This is a genomic window from Nordella sp. HKS 07, from assembly GCF_011046735.1.
Lineage (GTDB): Bacteria > Pseudomonadota > Alphaproteobacteria > Rhizobiales > Aestuariivirgaceae > Taklimakanibacter.
The window spans coordinates 3786831-3803322 of record NZ_CP049258.1; the positions used below are offsets into that span (position 1 = coordinate 3786831).

At 59.5% G+C, this 16492-nt stretch carries 14 protein-coding genes; 6 read left to right on the forward strand and 8 right to left on the reverse strand.

Annotation, left to right across the window (positions count from 1 at the left end):
- Nucleotides 1–177 precede the first annotated feature (177 nt).
- The gene (locus G5V57_RS17850; protein WP_165168932.1) at nucleotides 178–1335 is read left to right on the forward strand and encodes an AI-2E family transporter; all 1158 of its coding nucleotides are present in this window, start codon (nucleotides 178–180) and stop codon (nucleotides 1333–1335) included.
- Here G5V57_RS17850 and G5V57_RS17855 read toward each other — a convergent pair.
- From G5V57_RS17855 to G5V57_RS17865, 3 genes are all read right to left on the reverse strand, one after another.
- Nucleotides 1332–2453 carry a PAS domain-containing sensor histidine kinase gene (locus G5V57_RS17855; RefSeq protein WP_246737278.1) on the reverse strand — a complete coding sequence of 374 codons (1122 nt, stop codon included), beginning with the start codon at nucleotides 2451–2453 and terminating at the stop codon, nucleotides 1332–1334. The genes G5V57_RS17850 and G5V57_RS17855 overlap by 4 nt on opposite strands.
- A gap of 17 nt (nucleotides 2454–2470) precedes the next feature.
- On the reverse strand, nucleotides 2471–3259 hold the full coding sequence (locus G5V57_RS17860; protein WP_165168934.1) for an alpha/beta fold hydrolase: 789 nt from the start codon (nucleotides 3257–3259) through the stop codon (nucleotides 2471–2473).
- Nucleotides 3260–3526: 267 nt separating this feature from the next.
- Complete coding sequence (locus tag G5V57_RS17865) at nucleotides 3527–6112, reverse strand: SH3 domain-containing protein (protein ID WP_165168935.1); 2586 nt, start codon at nucleotides 6110–6112, stop codon at nucleotides 3527–3529.
- A 258-nt stretch (nucleotides 6113–6370) separates the two neighbouring features.
- Between G5V57_RS17865 and G5V57_RS17870 the strand changes: the two genes are divergently transcribed.
- Nucleotides 6371–6754 carry a DUF1622 domain-containing protein gene (locus G5V57_RS17870; protein WP_165168936.1) on the forward strand — a complete coding sequence of 128 codons (384 nt, stop codon included), beginning with the start codon at nucleotides 6371–6373 and terminating at the stop codon, nucleotides 6752–6754.
- A gap of 27 nt (nucleotides 6755–6781) precedes the next feature.
- Here G5V57_RS17870 and G5V57_RS17875 read toward each other — a convergent pair whose 3' ends face one another.
- Complete coding sequence (locus G5V57_RS17875) at nucleotides 6782–8692, reverse strand: glycerophosphodiester phosphodiesterase family protein (protein ID WP_165168937.1); 1911 nt, start codon at nucleotides 8690–8692, stop codon at nucleotides 6782–6784.
- A gap of 108 nt (nucleotides 8693–8800) precedes the next feature.
- Nucleotides 8801–10498 (reverse strand): SulP family inorganic anion transporter, encoded by a 1698-nt coding sequence (locus tag G5V57_RS17880; RefSeq protein ID WP_165174173.1) that lies wholly within the window; start codon nucleotides 10496–10498, stop codon nucleotides 8801–8803.
- A 272-nt stretch (nucleotides 10499–10770) separates the two neighbouring features.
- Between G5V57_RS17880 and G5V57_RS17885 the strand changes: the two genes are divergently transcribed.
- Nucleotides 10771–11397 (forward strand): DUF502 domain-containing protein, encoded by a 627-nt coding sequence (locus G5V57_RS17885; protein ID WP_165168938.1) that lies wholly within the window; start codon nucleotides 10771–10773, stop codon nucleotides 11395–11397.
- A gap of 29 nt (nucleotides 11398–11426) precedes the next feature.
- Entirely contained in the window at nucleotides 11427–11594 is a 168-nt protein-coding gene (locus G5V57_RS17890) for a hypothetical protein (protein WP_165168939.1), read from the forward strand.
- A gap of 327 nt (nucleotides 11595–11921) precedes the next feature.
- Here G5V57_RS17890 and G5V57_RS17895 read toward each other — a convergent pair whose 3' ends face one another.
- Nucleotides 11922–12278: a VOC family protein gene (locus G5V57_RS17895; RefSeq protein WP_165174174.1), complete on the reverse strand. Its 357-nt coding sequence runs from the start codon at nucleotides 12276–12278 to the stop codon at nucleotides 11922–11924.
- Between the two features lie 232 nt (nucleotides 12279–12510).
- A complete protein-coding gene (locus tag G5V57_RS17900) occupies nucleotides 12511–12960 on the reverse strand; it encodes a VOC family protein (RefSeq protein ID WP_165168940.1) in 450 nt (149 codons plus the stop codon).
- A 215-nt stretch (nucleotides 12961–13175) separates the two neighbouring features.
- Here G5V57_RS17900 and G5V57_RS17905 point away from each other — a divergent pair, with 215 nt between their 5' ends.
- Both G5V57_RS17905 and G5V57_RS17910 read left to right on the forward strand, forming a co-directional pair.
- On the forward strand, nucleotides 13176–13586 hold the full coding sequence (locus G5V57_RS17905; RefSeq protein WP_165168941.1) for a RidA family protein: 411 nt from the start codon (nucleotides 13176–13178) through the stop codon (nucleotides 13584–13586).
- Nucleotides 13587–13755: 169 nt separating this feature from the next.
- A complete protein-coding gene (locus G5V57_RS17910; protein WP_165168942.1) occupies nucleotides 13756–14934 on the forward strand; it encodes an adenylate/guanylate cyclase domain-containing protein in 1179 nt (392 codons plus the stop codon).
- Nucleotides 14935–15350: 416 nt separating this feature from the next.
- Here G5V57_RS17910 and G5V57_RS17915 read toward each other — a convergent pair whose 3' ends face one another.
- The gene (locus G5V57_RS17915; RefSeq protein ID WP_165168943.1) at nucleotides 15351–16346 is read right to left on the reverse strand and encodes a hypothetical protein; all 996 of its coding nucleotides are present in this window, start codon (nucleotides 16344–16346) and stop codon (nucleotides 15351–15353) included.
- Between the last annotated feature and the right edge of the window lie 146 nt (nucleotides 16347–16492).

Below are 16492 nucleotides of genomic sequence, written 5' to 3' on the forward strand. Positions count from 1 at the left end.
CGATTTCCCCTTGGGGCAGCTAATTTCTTTCCTGAGGAACTTCTGGCGAAATGTTCCGTTGAGTTCAGGTCCTCATTCCATCCGAGCGTGGTTGTCCTGGCTGACCGCAATGGCGGGGATGCATAGCTCTGAGTTGCATTGCGTAGAAACCTGGCGACTTTGGAGGGCCGCCGCAAAATGGAACGCACCAAGGCGCCAAATAAGCTGCCTCAACTGCAACTGCTTGACGAACTGGATTCGCGACTGCGCTCCATCCGGGTCGCTCTTCTGGGAATATTCCTAATCTTGCTTGTTGGTCTCGTCTACTTTGCGCGGGACTTTCTCTTGCCAGTCATATTGGCGCTGCTCCTCGCGCTCACCTTGAGTCCAATCGTGAGATTCATGCAGAAACGAGGGGTGGCGCCTCCCATAAGTGCGCTGTTCATTGTCCTGATCGTTCTAGGCATTTTTTGCGCTGGAATATTCTTTTTGAGCGGGCCGGTAACGGAGTGGGTCAGTCAAGCTCCTGAGATCAGCCGGAAGATCCAGTACAAGCTTGCGTCGCTCAGATCCCCCGTAAACGCCGTGGTCCAAGCCTCCGAGCAGGTCGGTCATATTGCCGATAGTACCTCGGCTGACGACGTGCAGAAAGTGGCTATTCAGCAACCAGGCATGCTATCGACCGCCGCCGCCAGCGCCTTCGGGGGAATTACCACGGCCGGCGTAACGTTCGTTTTGCTTCTCTTTCTGCTTTCTTCTGGAACGATGTTTTATCAGAAGTTAGTCAGCATACTTCCGTCATTGAGGGATAAGAAGCGCGCGCTCGCCATAGCATACGATGTAGAACGGGAGGTTTCTCAGTACCTCGCAACAATTACACTCATCAATTGCGGGTTCGGCGCCGCCGTCGCCATTGCAATGGCAGTCACAGGAATGCCAAATCCGGTTATGTGGGGCGTTGCGGCCGCACTGCTCAACTTCGTGCCTTACATTGGTGCGCTGGCTGGCATCGTTATGGTTGGTATTGTTGCCCTTATTTCTTTTGACTCCGTCGCCTATGCTGTCATACCGCCCTTGTTATACGCCGCCTGTGCTTTTGCCGAAGGCCAACTCGTCACTCCGATTCTCCTTGGCAGACGCCTCGAGCTCAATTCTGTCGCCATTTTCATATGTGTTGCTTTGTGGAGCTGGCTCTGGGGGATTGTTGGCGCAATCATTGCCGTCCCTCTTCTTGTCGCGGTCAAAGTGTTTTGCGACCATTTTGAGCCTTTAGGTTCCTTTGGGGAGTTCCTTTCCGGAAGTCCGGTTTCGATAGCCGTTGAGGAATCAAAAGACAGGAATAATTCAGGAGACTAAGTGCTGACCCCATCCGGTCCCATTGGCATGACAAAGGTGAAGCGGGTTTCTTCGGTTGTGGATGTGACCTTCAGCGTGCCCCCATGCGCCTTGGCGATTTCGGCGGCGATATGAAGGCCTAGGCCTAGGCCTTGCTGGCTTTTGCGCACCTCGCCGCGGAAAAACGGTTCGAAAAGCCGCGCCGCCATCTCCTCGGCGATAGGTGGGCCGGCATTGGCGACGGTGAGTTCGAACTGATCCTTCGCGGTCACCGCGCGGAGCCGGATGGGTTCGTTGTCTGCCCCGTGAGTCAGCGCATTGCCGAGCAAGTTTGAAACCAGCTGGCCGATACGCGAGGGATCACAATAGACAGGTTTGTCGAGCGCAAAATCAACCTCTATGGCTCGTTCTGGAAAGCTGGCGCGCAGTTCTTCAACCACTTGGTGCAGCACCGGCGCGATATCCTCGGCAATATCGCGGCTGACTGCGATACCGCCGCCGAGGCGCCCCCGCGCAAAATCCAGAACGTTGCTGATGATCCCGCTCATCCGTGTCACGCTGTTCTGCATCAGGGCCAGAGACCTGATGCCGAGATCGCTTTGTGGCTCGCGCCCAAGCATGCGCGCGGCGGCAGAGATCGAGGCGAGTGGACTGCGCAGGTCATGACCCAACACTGCGATGAATTGTTCGCGCAGTTGTGCGATCTCGCGCTCGGAATTGAGCCGGATCTCGGCAGCGCTCCTCGCCGCCACCAGTTCACGCTCATAGAGCCGTCGCTCCGTCGCTTTGAAAAAGGCCATGCGCACGCATGCGGCACGGCCATCGCGTTCCGGCAGCTGGCGGGCATTCGCCATCACCGCGAGGCGCCCGCCAGGCGCCGTGGCGAGATCGAGCGTCGCCTCGTCGAAGAAGCCTTGCATATGCAGCAAAGGCGCGACATGCGCCTCGTAGAAGATCCGGCCGGTGATCGTCAGCAAGTCGTGGAAATGCAGTTCCAGGAGGCGGTCAGGCGAATATCCGATCCAGGCGGACAACGTCGCATTGGCCTTGATGAGCCGGCCGTCGGGAAGCATCGACAGGTAGCCGCAGGGAGCATTCTCATACAGGTCGCTGAGATCGTCATCGCTCATTGCCGGCATAACGCTTCCGCCTGTCGTCAGATGAAGCCGCGAATGGCCGCGATGACTTCCTCGGGCGCGCTTAGGTTGGGACAATGACCTGTCGCCTTGAGATACCTCAGCTCGCTGCCCGGTATGTTACGTTGCACATATTCGCCGACTTGCTGGGGAGCGATGACGTCTTGGCTGCATTGCAGAACCAGGGTGCGCGTTTTGACCTTGGGCAGGTCAGGGCGGTTGTCGGAGTTGAACGTCACCGCTGCGAAGGCTTTTGCGATCTCCGGCTGCATGCGGCAGAAGCTTGTCGTAAGTTCCTCGCCGAGTTCCGGCCTCTCCGGATTGGCCATGATGGCCGGAGCCATCGCCGCCGCCCAGCCCATGTGGTTCTCGCCGAGGAATTCGAGCAGTTCAGCGATCTGCGCCGCGCTGAAGCCGCCCACATAGTCGCCGTCATCCACATAGCGCGGCGATGGGCCGACAAGGACAAGGCGCTCGAATATCTCTGGCGACTTGAGCGAGGCAAGAATGCCGATCATGGCGCTGACCGAATGACCTACGAAAACCGCTCCGCGGAGGTCGAGTTCGCGTGCGATGGCGACCACATCCTCGGCATAGCCTGAGAGGCTGGCGTATTTGGTGGGATCATAAGCTGAGAGATCGGCGCCGCCGGCACCGACATAATCGAACAGCACGGTTCGAAAATCGCGCTCGAAAGCGGGCGCGACCATGCGCCACATATTCTGGTCGCATCCGAACCCATGAGCGAACATGATCGCTTTTTGGCCCGTGCCACTCATGTGGACATTGTGTTGTGAACAGGCGGACATCGAGTATCACCAGGAAGGGGTTTTGAAGGGCCCAATCGCGCCACTTTCGTCGACGCGATACGTGCCGGAGGTCGAGTTCCGCGCTGGTTACGCATCGCAAGCCGGCTGAGCGCTGTCAAGGTACAACGCCGCGCCATCCGGAGCATGATCCGGAAGTGCGAAGCGGCGGTCCGAAAACATCATGCGCAAACAACAAGATGAAGCGTGATGGCGACTCGTCCTGAAGCCATCACACTTTAGGCGCTCCTCCAACCACCACGCCGACCCTCAACGGCGGCCGCCACCCCTGCCTCCGCCACCGAAGCTGCGACCACCGCCACTACCACCAAAACCGCGGCCACCATAGCTGCCGCGGGCGGGCGGATAGTAGTACTGCCTCGACATCTCCCGCTGATTGCCCCGATACCGCATCTGTGCGTCCCGGTTGACATTGGACGGCAGCTGTCGGCTCACCGTCGGGCGCTGCGAAGAGGGCTGGCGCTGTGTCCGCGCTTTCTGGTGTTGCTGCGTCGCCGGGCGCTGGGATGCCTTCGTCTTTGTCCGTTCGCGAACCGGAGCGGCGCCCGCCTTGGGCTGTGCAGGGGACTCCGCGCCCACCCGGTTCTGGAGCCGGTCGCGCGCCTCGGGCGAGAGACCCGGAAGGCCTTCGCCGCCCTGCACCAGGTCGCCGCGGTTGGGCGGCTTCACGTCCTGCCAGCCGCCATCATACACTTGCCAGCCGTCGCCGGTGTTCCGGTAGACCTGACCGTTTCGGCCGGCATACATGTCCCCGCGCCGCCCCTCATGGATGAACCCCTGGCCCTCGGAGGTCTTCCAGCGCAGTGTCGAACTGCCGCCGGCGCCGGTGCGCGCGGTAATCCGCGCCCACTCTGATCCGCTTTTGACACCGGCCGATTTCCAAGCTCCATAGACATTCCGGCCACCGGCTATGTAGCCGGCCTTGTCCGTGCTCGGATTGGCGGCCGCGACGAAGCCGGCCGAGCCGTTCGGTCCCCAGACTGCCCCGGCGCGGCCATAGGTGCCGGTGCTCGGGTTCCAGGTCCGCACGCCGGCAATGCCGCGATATGGGCCATAGGCATAGCCGTAGCGGCCATATACGCCTCGGACCGGGTTGTAATAGGCGCCGATGCCCCAAGTTACGGGGCGCGGGTTATAGATCGGGTAATCGTAGTCGGGCGAGTCGTACCAATAGGGGGGATAGTACCACCCGCTCCCGTAGACACATGAATCCCAGGCCAGGTAGCAGTACAGATAGCCCATGGTGTAGCTGTACCAGACGGCATCCGGCTCGGTCTCGTAAACGTGGACATAGGTGGCATTGTATACTGGCGACGAGGGCGGAATCTCGTAGATCGCCGCTGGGACCTCGGTGGCCAGCTGCCATGGGCCTTCCGGGCTGTCGGCCACGAACCAGACTCCGTCCTGAAGAAGGAAATATCGCGAACCGACTTTGATCACGGTCTCGGCCGTGTTCGTCGCATAGGCGAGTTCGGTCCCCTCGATGGGCGCGAAGGCGGGCTTGCCCTCATAGGCGAGCGTCGGCGTGATCGAGCCCTTCTCCACGCGAGCCGTGGTCGGGATGCTTGCCCTGAGCCGCGCCTCGGCACTTTCCGACGTTCCCGGAACCGACGCGCGCACGGAGTAATAGGGAGCGTCCTCTGGGATATTCAGGAAATCGGCGGGAAGCTGCGGCGTCGCGAAGGTCCACGGCCCCTTCAGGTCGGCAGCGCGGAACCAGCGGCCGGACAGAAGCACGTACCATTGCTTCCCGGTCTTGTCGAAGAAGACGTCCGTCTCGGTGTTCGATGCCCACTGCAGCGCGGTGGCGGGAACATCGACGAGCGCGGGCTCACCCTCGAACAGGATCATCTCGGAGGGCTGGTTGGTGGCGACGATAGCCGGCGCTCGCCCCTGCGGATAAGGCTCGGGCGGCTGGGCGGCGCGCGCATCGTCCCAGTTGCCGTCCGTGGGCAGGTCTTTAAGCAGCTGGGGCAGATCGGTGACCGGTGTCCACGGGCCCGCGACGGTCTTGGCCGTCAGCCAGTGCTTGTCGTCGCGCAGGAACAATGTACCGCCCTCGTCGATCCGGAAGAGGTCCCAGTTCGTATTGACCACGAAGGAGAGCCCGGCCTTCCCCTTCACCCGGCCGAATACGGGGGCGCCGTCGGTCTGGACGAGGAGCGCCGGGAGCGTCGACACAAAGATCGGCGGCGGATCCGCTTTGAGACCGGGCACATCGGTCATGCGTTTCTGCTCGGCCAGGCTTGCCGTCACGCGGGATTCCGGGACGGTGATCGGGTCGGTCGGCAAGAGCTTTCCGGTCTCGACCGACAGGGCCTTCAACTCGTCGCGCTTCAGGCTCGAGAAGTTCAGGCTCGATATGGTGATATTGGTAATGACGATCTGATCGTCGTCCTCGTCGTAGGACGTGTCGCCTTTGAGGCCGATAACGCCGAAAACCGGTCGGGCATCCGGCGTCTTGACATATTCGGCCGCGACCACCGCATCGATCGTCTTGAAATCGGTCCAGTCCGTGAACTGCGGCTGATACAGGACCATGCGGCCCACGCCGGTTTCGTAGCTGCGTGGCCATGCTTGCGGATCGTCTGTCTTCTTCAGATATTGGCCGCTGACGAATCCCTTCGTTCCTTCGACCGTGACGGCGCACCAGCTGCCGGCATCATCGCAATCGCCGATGTCGATGTCTGTACCAACCGGGAGCGTTCGAATTGCGGAGTAAGTCGTGCCCGGACCAGAGCGTAGGTTCACGTTGGTCGTGGTCACCCCTGGTGCGGCCACCGCCGCTGTGGAGAGTGTGGCCCAAATGACTGCAAAAAAGACAACTTTGCGCATGACGGATCCTCGTATTGCGCTCGTCAGGCTACGTCCCAGATACCTTCAGGTCGGCTTCAGTATGTCGTTATCGATCCATGCCATATCCATCAAAATAGCATATAAGAACAGGCATTGCTTTGGAACGTCATGAGGCGCTCGGCAACGAATTGTTAATCATAGTCGCCGCATCATGCGGGCGCGAACGCAGCGGCCGATGCCCGTCGCCTCCAACAGGAATTTTCGGGCACCTGCATAGGAGGGGCCCCGCGGTGTAACATGGACCCGCAGGTCACGAGCGCCTTCGACATGACGGCAACGATCAGTCACGGGATTCGCTTCATTGGCGATGCGATCGACGTCTTCGGCGTCATGACCATCGTCATCGGCATAGTCTGGTCGACATCGCATTTCCTGCGGCGGCCCACGGAAGAACACTACTTCGATCGGTATAAGATCCGCATTGGCCGAACGCTCTTGCTTGGCCTCGAGATGCTCGTCGCCGCCGATATTGTGAAGACAATTGCGGTCGAGCCCACATTCACGAGCCTCGGGGTGCTCGCCGGCCTTGTCGCAATCCGCACCTTCCTGAGCTGGACCCTTGTACTGGAGATCGAGGGTAGATGGCCCTGGCAAGGAAGCAACAGCCGAAACCCGCCGTGATCGGCTCCCGCCGATGCACCAAAACCTTCAGGCGTCATCTTCGTCGGCGACCAGCCGGAAGCTGCCGATCCCAAAGCTGTCGGCCAGCCACAGAAGCAGACGCTCGGGCGCGGACAGGGCGTTGCGACGTTCCATGACCTGCCTCGCCAAGGCAGGCTGATTGGTGATGAGCCCGTCGACCCCCATCGAGATCATCCGCGACATCGTCACGGGGTCATCGACCGTCCAGACGTAGAGCTGCTTTCCCTCGGCCTTGATCCGTTTGATCAGGTCGATCGAGATCTGTCCGGTATTGATCGCGATGTAGTTGGTGTCGAGTGCCGAGAGATCACCGATAGCTCGTGCCGCCAGAATTCCGGTGCGCCAGCCCGGGCGTAGTCCGCGCATCTTCTCGACCATCGCGATCTTGAGCGACATTACCGCGATCTGGTCGGTCATCCCGGTCTCTTCGACGATCCGGGCCACACGACCTTCCAGGTCGGAGTTGTGGCCGTAGTATTTCAGTTCGATCATCACCTTCGACTTTCCACGGGCCGCCAGAAGCACGGCGCGCAGCGTCGGCGTGCGTTCGGCCGAATACGCCGGATCAAAGGAGCTGCCGATATCGATGTGAGCGAGATCGGCCATCGTCGCGTTCCAGATTTTCAAATCGACCCCGGCGGACTTCATGAAGTCGCTGTCGTGAGCGACGATCACCTCGCCGTCCGCCGTTTCCTGCACGTCGATCTCGATCCAGTCGGCACCATCTTCAATCGCCTTCACGACGGCCGACATGGTGTTCTCCGGTCGGGTGCCTGCCGCGCCTCGATGCGCGATGATCTCGACTGTTTGTGACGAACCGAGCTGGTTGAGAACATGATCCGAGAGAATGAGCCCGGCAATGACGCAGGCCGATGCCAGCGCAAGAACAGCCCAGAGCGGCACTCGGCGGCCGGCGCGAGGGTCATCAGCCGTGGTCGCAGGGAAAGGTTCCTCTTGTGTCACATCCCGGAATTCAGACAGCAGGATGCGCGCCAGGGCACCGTTCGACAGCGCGGAGACGAATGCATTTGCCAGACCCCAGACCAGCACGAGGACGAGCGTCACTCCGGCAATCAGCCGCAGATTGTCACCCAAAAGAGAGGGGGCCTGACCGATCGCGGCGCCGAACAATGCCGCGACGATTATGCCCAAAAGGATCCGGCATGCGAGCCAGACAACGACCTGCCAAAAAAGCTGTGCTTTCCGTCCCGCCAGAAGTGCTGCACTTTCCCGGAATGCGGCTGTGGGTCGCGTGCCTCGCCCCACGACGAGTTGTAACGCGAAGGACCAGCCGGTCAGCCGCGACAAGAGGATCAAACACATAAGTATTGCAAGCGCCGCAATCAGGGCGGCCGCAAGCAGAGCCTCAGGTGGACGGTAAGTGAGGTAGTAGTTGATGTCATAGTCGCGCAGCAGCCAATAAGCGATGGCTGCCATCGCGAGAATGAAGGGCAGCGCGATGCCAAGAACACGCAGGAGAAGCCCGAGACTAAATCGCAGCACCCGTGGAAAGCGAGGAACGACGAAAGCAAGTCCGCGCCGGACGGCGGGAAGGACGCGCATCTCGCGGATGGCCAGGGTGTGCATCATCACCACAACATCCAGTACTGCGGCGGCGATGCCGATGCTGATGGCGGCCAGCGCGATGCATGCGCCGGCTGGCGTCAACACGAGCCGGGCGATGTCCTGATCGGTCACGGCGCTACGACCGGAGAAGCCGACGACGGCACCCAGAAGCAGTCCGATCAATGGCACGAACAGCGCCGAAGCGGCCAGCCGAACGGTGAGGTGCGTCGCCGTGAAGGGCAGGAGATAGGCGAACGCGACCCGGAAATGGGTGGCGACTTTGGACAGTACCACCACCGCCTTGTCGACAACACCGCTCGCCTGGTCTCCTTGATCGCTTCGTACGTTCATCGGGGACAGCCTGGGTTGTAGAGGACTATATCAGGGAGCGGTCTGGCGTCCACTCATATGCGCGACAACGATACCACTGCGGCGGCCAGCATCGCGTTCGGATCAAATTTACTTGCTCTCCCCTCGTGAGTTCAACACTTGATCAGGCTTGCCACCTGCTGAGTAGTACTGAAGTGCGGCGCGGATGTTGGAGAACAGTCGTTCGCGGCCGAGGTGGTCAGCGAAACCGGAAGCCCGAACATAACTCAGCACGTCCGGATTCAAGCCAGCCAGCCAGACCGTGACACCTTGCCCAGTGAGACGCCGTTCGCCCTCAACTAGCATCTGAAGAGCGGAGTACTCGATGTCAAAGACCCTGCTCATGTCCAGCGCGACGATCCGCGGCTGATGCTTGGCGACCAGGGCCTGGACCTGATCAGCGACCTGTTGGGCGTTCGCAAAGAAAAGGCGGCCCTCGGGCCGGAGGATCAGGAGTCCTTCGAATGTCTCGTCATCAGGATGCTCTGGTGACACTGGCCGCAGGAAGTCGACTCCGCGTTTGCGGCCAATCACGTAGACCTTGGGCTTCACCGATTGACTAGCCAGTCCGATGAGGGAAAGGACGATCGCAACGATGATACCCTGAAGGGTGCCGAAAAAGAGTACTCCCAAGAAGGCCGCGAGCGCCCAGCGAAACTCCATCCGTCGGACTCTGCGAACGGACACAAACTCGGCCGGCCTGATGAGCCCGACCGAGTACACAATCACAATCGCGGCGAGTACTGCCTGCGGCAATAAACCAATTAGCGGGGCCAAGACCAGCATTGTGGCAGCTGCCGCACCGGCAGTGACCAGAGATGCCTTTTGCGAGTGTCCGCCGACAGCGCGAACCACTGCTGTCTGCGAAGTACCGCCCCCCGCCGGCATTGCGCCGAAGAATGCGCCGGCCAGGTTGGCGGCTCCCGTTGCCAATAGTTCGCGGTTCGGTCTGATGGCCGGCTCGTCGGGGGCGGCGAAGGCTCGGCCCGCTGCGATTGTTTCGGTAAAGCTCATCAAGGCAATTCCGAGGGCACCGGGCAAAAGTTCAGTGACAAGCCCAGGACTGGGAAGGGTGATCGAAGGGAGCGACTGTGGAATGGGCCCCACGGTAGCAACGCCCAACGCATTCAGACCCACAAGCCAGGAAAGCCCGATGCCTAAGCCTACGATTGCGAGGGGAGCCGGCGAATGGGGCCAGCGTCGCTCCATCGCAAACAATGCGACGAGTGCCGCCCCGGCAATTGCCGCTGTAAGCAACGAGGTGTCAGGCAGATGGCTCACCACACTCAGAATATCCCGGAAGAAGCCTTCCTTGGTGATATGTATTCCGAGCAGCTTCGGTATCTGATCAAGTAATATGACGAGTCCTATGCCAGCCTTGAAGCCCGTCAGAACGGGTGAGGAAATGAAGTTGGCAATGAAGCCGAAGCGCAGCGCGAAAGCCACGATCAGAAGGGCGCCGGTCAGGGCGGTAAGTGTCGCGGTTGCCAAGACCAGCTTGCCAGGATCTCCGTCCGGAACGACAAGCCCGAGTTGTGTTCCGACGAGGATCGCAAGTGTGGTCGTCGAACTGACGCTCAGCACCCGCGACGTGCCAAGCAGCGCATAAACGATCATCGGCACGAAGGCCGTGTAGAGCCCGACGATAACCGGCAGGCCGGCAACGGTCGCGTAGGCCATTGCTTTGGGTAAGACGACGGCCGCAGCGGTCAGGCCTGCAACAACATCGAGGTGAAACCCTCCAGTGGATGAGGCGATGCGGTGATCGTTGCTGTCCACAGGCTGCATCCCAGAAGCATACCATCGGACGAGGCCGGTGACGATGCCCTGGATTGTCAGCTTATTGAGCCGGGACACGAACGGTGGAGGTTTGAGCATAACCCACCTGCATGGGTAATCCCTGCCACATTGTGGGAAAAACAGTCGCAAAAATGGCAAGCCCCGAATTCATAGAAGTGCTACAAACCTCAAACAGGCACTTTCCCGACCAAACTCGAAGCTGAGGATTAGGCCACACAAGTCGCGGGCGAATCCTTCGCTGAGAGTAAGGAGGATGCGCGATGTCTACGAACGGTGCAGGGTTTGGTCGAGCCGTCTTCGGCTACCTTAAGGCAACGATCATTGGTGGAATGCTCTTTCTTCTGCCGATTGTTCTTCTCGCGTTAGTTCTCGGCAAGGCAATGCACGCAGCAGCCAAAATTGCAAAACCGGCTATTTCCCATCTCCCGCCCACATTCCTCGGGATTGGAATGGCCTCACTGTTGGCAGCATTGATTTTGATCGTCGTCTCGCTAGGTGCCGGACTCTTAGCTCGGACACGATACGGCAAGGCAACCCTGCAGTGGTTTGAAAATTCGCTATTTGGCGGCTTGCCGCAGTATCAGCTAGTCAAGAGTCTTGGCGAGGGCCTCGCTCATGTTGAGGATGCTGAAAGCGTAAAGCCGGTCCTTGTGTCGATCGAGGACGGTTGGCAGATCGGTTACTTGCTGGAAGGTTTGGAAGCCGACTGGGTCGCGGTGTTTTTGCCGCAGGCACCAACACCAATGTCCGGCAATGTGATGTATCTTCCTGCCAATCGGACGCTGCCGCTCAATATATCCATGGCACAAGCGATGTCGCTCGTGAAGCGGATTGGGGTAGGTTCCGGGCAGGCCCTGAAGGGAATGAACTTGTCTCGGGACGGCTAACGCGGAACCTTCAGGAAGGGAGCCGGCGTGTGAAGGCGGATGGAAAGGAAGTCGCCACCGCCAAAGTAGCGAACATCATTCCGCTCATCGTGACGGTCGACGAGACATTAGAGCATCGGACCGAAAAGTGCGAAGCGGTTTTCGGAGAATCCGATGCGCAAATCGAAGAGTTGGAGCGCCGGACCGATTCCACGTGAGCGTCCGGCGCTCTAGATGTCGGCGTCGACACGTGGACGGGGTCAATGACAAGGACTATCCAGCTCCCGTTTCGCTTCAAGGGCAATCAATCAAGCGAAGACGTGTCGCAATATCGAAAGATATCGCGAGCGTCTTTACGGCTGCGACTACCGATGAGGTTTTCTACGGTTCTTCCCAGATTGCGACATAGGGGCTCGCGCTGTTGACAGTTGGACGCAGGGACCAGACGCCACCCAGATCGATGGCAACTCATCTCAAAACCATCACGCTCTGCTCAAAGCCAACCGAAAATGGACCTCTAAGCCTGCTTGACCAAAACGGATACTTTAAACGTGCTGAAGCACGTTCACGAGCTTCCCCAAAGGATCCCGCACGGAGAATCGGCGCACGTTCCATGGCTCTTTGGCAGGTCCGTATTCCGGGGCAAGTCCGGCTTTTTGTACGCGCTCCAGCGCAGCGTCGAGATCATCAACCTCTATCGAAACGTCGGGGACGGCCGTGCCGGAGCCGCCCTCGGTCATAATGCTGACTTGCACGGTCATTTTCGCGTTCGAACCGTACGTGGCGATCCAGCCCAGATCCATCAGCACATCAAGGCCGAATATCTCGCCGTAGACGCGCTTGGCTTCCGCAATACGCTCAGGGTCGGCCGCAATGTTCGTAACGATCCGTTTTACACGCATTGATTCAATATCGTCTCCCGACGCGACGAGGGTCACGCCACTGATTTGAGTTCGATCTGGCCCGTTAACCGCCTAAATCCGCCCTTCGCAGTGTATGCCTCGCCGGAAATGAAATCCAGCAGGTGGACGATCGTGCTCCCGAACGATCTTCCACCGTGAGCTCCCGTTCAAAGTGAATAGTGATCCGCGATCTGAAGGTTAGTAAATTGAGCTCACATGCCTTGCAAACGATTCAATGTGCCCGCGCGGAATTTCCGGCTCCTTGCTTTCGTGCGGACGGGGCCTTCTCTTTAGCGCCGTGGTCAGCTTGCATCATTTCCGGGTTGTGCTTCCACAAGCCCAGCATCGAGCCGGTGGGGTCCTGAATGATTGTGAACCAGCCCATGTCCGGCACTTCCGTAACATCCTTCATGACCTTGCCGCCTAAGGATGTGGCTTTGTCGGTGGCGGCGCGAAGATCATCCACCAGAACGTAGGGAATCCAGCCGGCGGGGCCGTGCGGAACCTGCTTCATGATTCCGCCGCCCGTGCCTTCTCCCACTTTGATCACGGTATAGGAATGACCGGGATCGGCGGGGTTCGGCATGTCCGCCAATTGCCATTGGAACAGCTTTGCATAGAACGCTTTCGCTTTCTCCGGATCGGGGCTGTTCAGCTCGACATGTACAAAGGGGTTTGACATCTTTGGTCTCCTTGCTGGAACTCAGGGTGCCAACGCTCGGGATGGGGGTGTCGTTCCTCGCGCGGACCCTGTTTCTTGATGCGGCAGGACGAAGCTGGTCCCAGTGGATACTTGTCCGGAATTTATTGCTGGTGCTGGCTAGGGCACTGGCCTGTGTGCCAGCGGTGCGGTGATCACCAATGTCGATTTCAGTCGAACAAAGTAGGAGATATCTAATGTCGCTCGAACTCATCAATCCAGATGATCTGCCAATTCCAGAGATGTACACACAGGTTGTCGTCGCGACCGGATCCAAGCTGGTATTCGTCTCAGGTCAGCAGCCCGAAGACATACACGGCAAGCTCGTTGGGCATGGTAATTTTGCGGTGCAAGCGCGCCTGGCATTCGGCAATCTCGGCCGAGCGCTCAGTGCGGCAGGGGCACGGCCTGAGCAAGTTTGCAAGATCACGATCTACATTGTCGATTATAAGCGCGATGAACACGTTCCTGTCATCGAGGAAGCGCAGATTTCGCTGTTTGGAGATCACAAGCCAGCGAATGTCGTGGTCGGAGTAGCGATTATGTCTCCAGGCTACCTCATAGAGGTCGACGCGATAGCGGTCATTGACGAGGCCGCCAGAAGCTAATGTCCCAAATCCGATGTTCGCCACTGCGAACGGGACCTTCCGAGCGAACCTCGGATTCGGAATGACACTAGATATCAGGAAATGGCCTCAGCCGCCGTCAAACCGACGTGCCCGAAGTATCGAACTCCTCGTCCTATCATTCGCGCTGTGAGTGGCGTAGGCTATTGGCATGGATATCGAGACCGGCGAGTTGACCGGGACTGCGGCGGCTGTCGAAGCTCAGATTACGACGTGGCTGATCGGACCGGCACGGCGATCTTGTACGCCGGTCGAGATTGTCAACGGGCTGGTGGAGCGGCTCGTTGGTGCCGGCATCCCGCTTTGGCGCGTACGAATCGCCCAGCAGGTCGCCAATCCTCTGATCGCGGCCTGGGGTGCCATGTGGACGCGCGATGCCGGTGCCGAGCTTTACACGGTGCCGCGCGGCATGCTGCGGACGAATTCATTCTATGGCAGCCCGTTTGAACATGTCATCAAGACACGAACGAAATTCCGCAAGTCGCTTGCGAGGCTCGAGGCTGGCCGTGACCATGAGGTGCTGTTCGAGCTCGCCGCTGCCGGCGGCACAGAGTACCTTGCGCTCCCGGTTGAGTACGGCGACGGCTCAGTCCAGGCGAGCGCCTTTACGACCGACCGGCCCGACGGTTTCCACGATGAGGAAGCCCTGCTGATCGAGAGGCTGATGCCGGCGCTGGCCGCGGCCATGGAGCCTGCCGCCATGCGCCATTCGATGGCGAGCCTCCTTGAGGTCTATCTCGGCACGGGTCCGGCAGGGCGCGTGGCCGGCGGCGCCTTCCATCGCGGCGCCATGACGGAGATTGATGCGGTGGTCATGCTCACCGATCTGCGCGGCTTCACCGATCTATCGGAAAGACTCGCCCCCGACCGGCTCCTGCAGCGTCTGGGCGCCTATTTCGAGATCGTCGTCGAGGCCGTGCGGTCGGAAGGCGGCGATGTGCTCAAATTCATTGGCGACGGCGTGCTGGCGCTGTTTTCCGTGGACGGAGCCGCACAACCTGAGGCCTGTGCCCGAGCGGTCCGCAGTACGACGCGCGCCTTCACGCGCAATACAGATCCGGAGCTGCGCTTTGTCAGCGCGATTCACATGGGGCCGGTCGTCTATGGTAATATCGGCAGCCTCGACCGGCTTGATTTCACTGTCGTCGGTCCGACCGTCAACTATGTGAGCCGGCTCGAGAGCGCCGCCAAGTTGCTCGACAAGCCGGCCATATGCTCCGCCGCAGTTGCCAGATGGCTGCCGGCCAGCATGGTCGAAAGCCTCGGCCACCACCAGTTGAAGGGCTTTTCGGACCCGCAGATGCTCTACGAACTGAAGACCGCTTCCTGACTGCTCCCCATAATCCTCTTCGTTTAGATGAATCCAACACTACGATGACGGCCGCCCATTCCCGGTGATCAGCGCTTTCGATGAAATTGGGAATACACGTCGGAGCGCTCGCGGCGTTTGTGGGATGAGATGATCAGGAGTCCGGCGCGCAGGATCAGTTGCCGCCTGACGACGACCTATGCCGGTTTCAGCGGCGGGAGCGTGCTGCTCGATGCGTTGCACAAGCGCGACATGGCGCCGGCCGAGGCTGGATCACACTTGGCGTGGGTTGCGGGACGTGAATCATCCCGTGTCGCCATATTCTTTGACTGATAATCTGTTCACAGGAAAAAGGCCGGTCCCGATCAGTCATCCGGACCGGCCCTTACCGTTAGTCAATGGACGAAATAGGGAATACTTCCCTTGACCCCGTCAGATCAGACGGCCCAGTCGTGGATCTGGATGCTGTCAATCAAAAGCCCTTGCGGGTTGCTGTTGGTGCCGTGCGACATGATCGAAAAACTATCTTCGCCCGCAACACCGTCGAAGACCAGATCGAACTTCACGAACTCGTTGCCCGGTTGGATGTCGCTAGCGTGTACGGCCAGCACCTTGTCGTTGAACCGGAACTCGACCCAGGCATTCGGATCGGTGCCAGCGTGTCCCGCAGCGACTGCCGCCGGATCGTTGGAGTAATCCTGTCTGGCGATCATCACTTCGGCATGATACTGCTTGCCCGCCACCAGATCAGGCATGGTAGCGGCAGCACCGCCTCGCCCTTCCGGAATGGCTTGCAGGAAGATGTTGCCGGGTGATGCCGCGGTGTCGAGCGCACGGTGACCATCGACACCATGCACTTGCGTATACCCGGCAAATCCGGTGCCCGCGTCCTCACCGAACGAGAAACCTGGATGGCTCGCCTCGTAGCTGGCCGAATATTGGCTTAAATCCCAAAAACCGGTTGGGATGCCAACCTCATCCCCGTTAGCTTGCGTGTGGCTTTCAAAATTCCACTCAGCCACAAGCGCGCCGTTGTGATGAGTGTCGACTGGCGGCGGCACCGGGGCCGTTACGTGAACATCAGCCTGCGACCACGTACCCTTGTTGCCGATCTGGACCATGTACTCGAAGTCGGTACCGCCGACACCGATCGTAAACTCGGTGAAAGCAGCGTTGGACACGATGTTATGGCTGAGCAGATAAGCCTTCTGCTGCTCGATGGACGGAAGGCCACCATGAGCAAAGTCAATACCGACATAGTCGGTGGTATTGCCGAAGAAGAACTGCGTGGCAGTGGAGACCTTGGCGGCACCGCCGGGGTCATTCGCCAGCAAGTCAGCGAGGGTAAACGTGTAATCGCCGTTGAGGCCGACAACGTCGTCCTTGGCTGCGTTATTGACTGGAGCAGATTTGCTCGTTGGAGTTTGTGCCATGCTATTTGGTCTTTCCAATATAATTAAGGCTGTTTGCGTACTAAACCACCGGCCCGTCGTCGCCTTGTTCACGGCAAGCTAGGTATACGTTTGTGAATGGTCGCCAGTGGACTGTGTCTGTCACTCGAGGGGCGTGAACACGATCC

Excerpts from the sequence above, each read along its gene's own strand:
- G5V57_RS17850 (WP_165168932.1), top strand. The coding sequence starts at position 178 with ATGGAACGCACCAAGGCGCCAAATAAGCTGCCTCAACTGCAACTGCTT.
- G5V57_RS17855 (WP_246737278.1), bottom strand. The coding sequence starts at position 2,453 with ATGCCGGCAATGAGCGATGACGATCTCAGCGACCTGTATGAGAATGCT.
- G5V57_RS17860 (WP_165168934.1), bottom strand. The coding sequence starts at position 3,259 with ATGTCCGCCTGTTCACAACACAATGTCCACATGAGTGGCACGGGCCAA.
- G5V57_RS17865 (WP_165168935.1), bottom strand. The coding sequence starts at position 6,112 with ATGCGCAAAGTTGTCTTTTTTGCAGTCATTTGGGCCACACTCTCCACA.
- G5V57_RS17870 (WP_165168936.1), top strand. The coding sequence starts at position 6,371 with ATGGACCCGCAGGTCACGAGCGCCTTCGACATGACGGCAACGATCAGT.
- G5V57_RS17875 (WP_165168937.1), bottom strand. The coding sequence starts at position 8,692 with ATGAACGTACGAAGCGATCAAGGAGACCAGGCGAGCGGTGTTGTCGAC.
- G5V57_RS17880 (WP_165174173.1), bottom strand. The coding sequence starts at position 10,498 with ATGCAGCCTGTGGACAGCAACGATCACCGCATCGCCTCATCCACTGGA.
- G5V57_RS17885 (WP_165168938.1), top strand. The coding sequence starts at position 10,771 with ATGTCTACGAACGGTGCAGGGTTTGGTCGAGCCGTCTTCGGCTACCTT.
- G5V57_RS17895 (WP_165174174.1), bottom strand. The coding sequence starts at position 12,278 with ATGCGTGTAAAACGGATCGTTACGAACATTGCGGCCGACCCTGAGCGT.
- G5V57_RS17900 (WP_165168940.1), bottom strand. The coding sequence starts at position 12,960 with ATGTCAAACCCCTTTGTACATGTCGAGCTGAACAGCCCCGATCCGGAG.
- G5V57_RS17905 (WP_165168941.1), top strand. The coding sequence starts at position 13,176 with ATGTCGCTCGAACTCATCAATCCAGATGATCTGCCAATTCCAGAGATG.
- G5V57_RS17910 (WP_165168942.1), top strand. The coding sequence starts at position 13,756 with ATGGATATCGAGACCGGCGAGTTGACCGGGACTGCGGCGGCTGTCGAA.
- G5V57_RS17915 (WP_165168943.1), bottom strand. The coding sequence starts at position 16,346 with ATGGCACAAACTCCAACGAGCAAATCTGCTCCAGTCAATAACGCAGCC.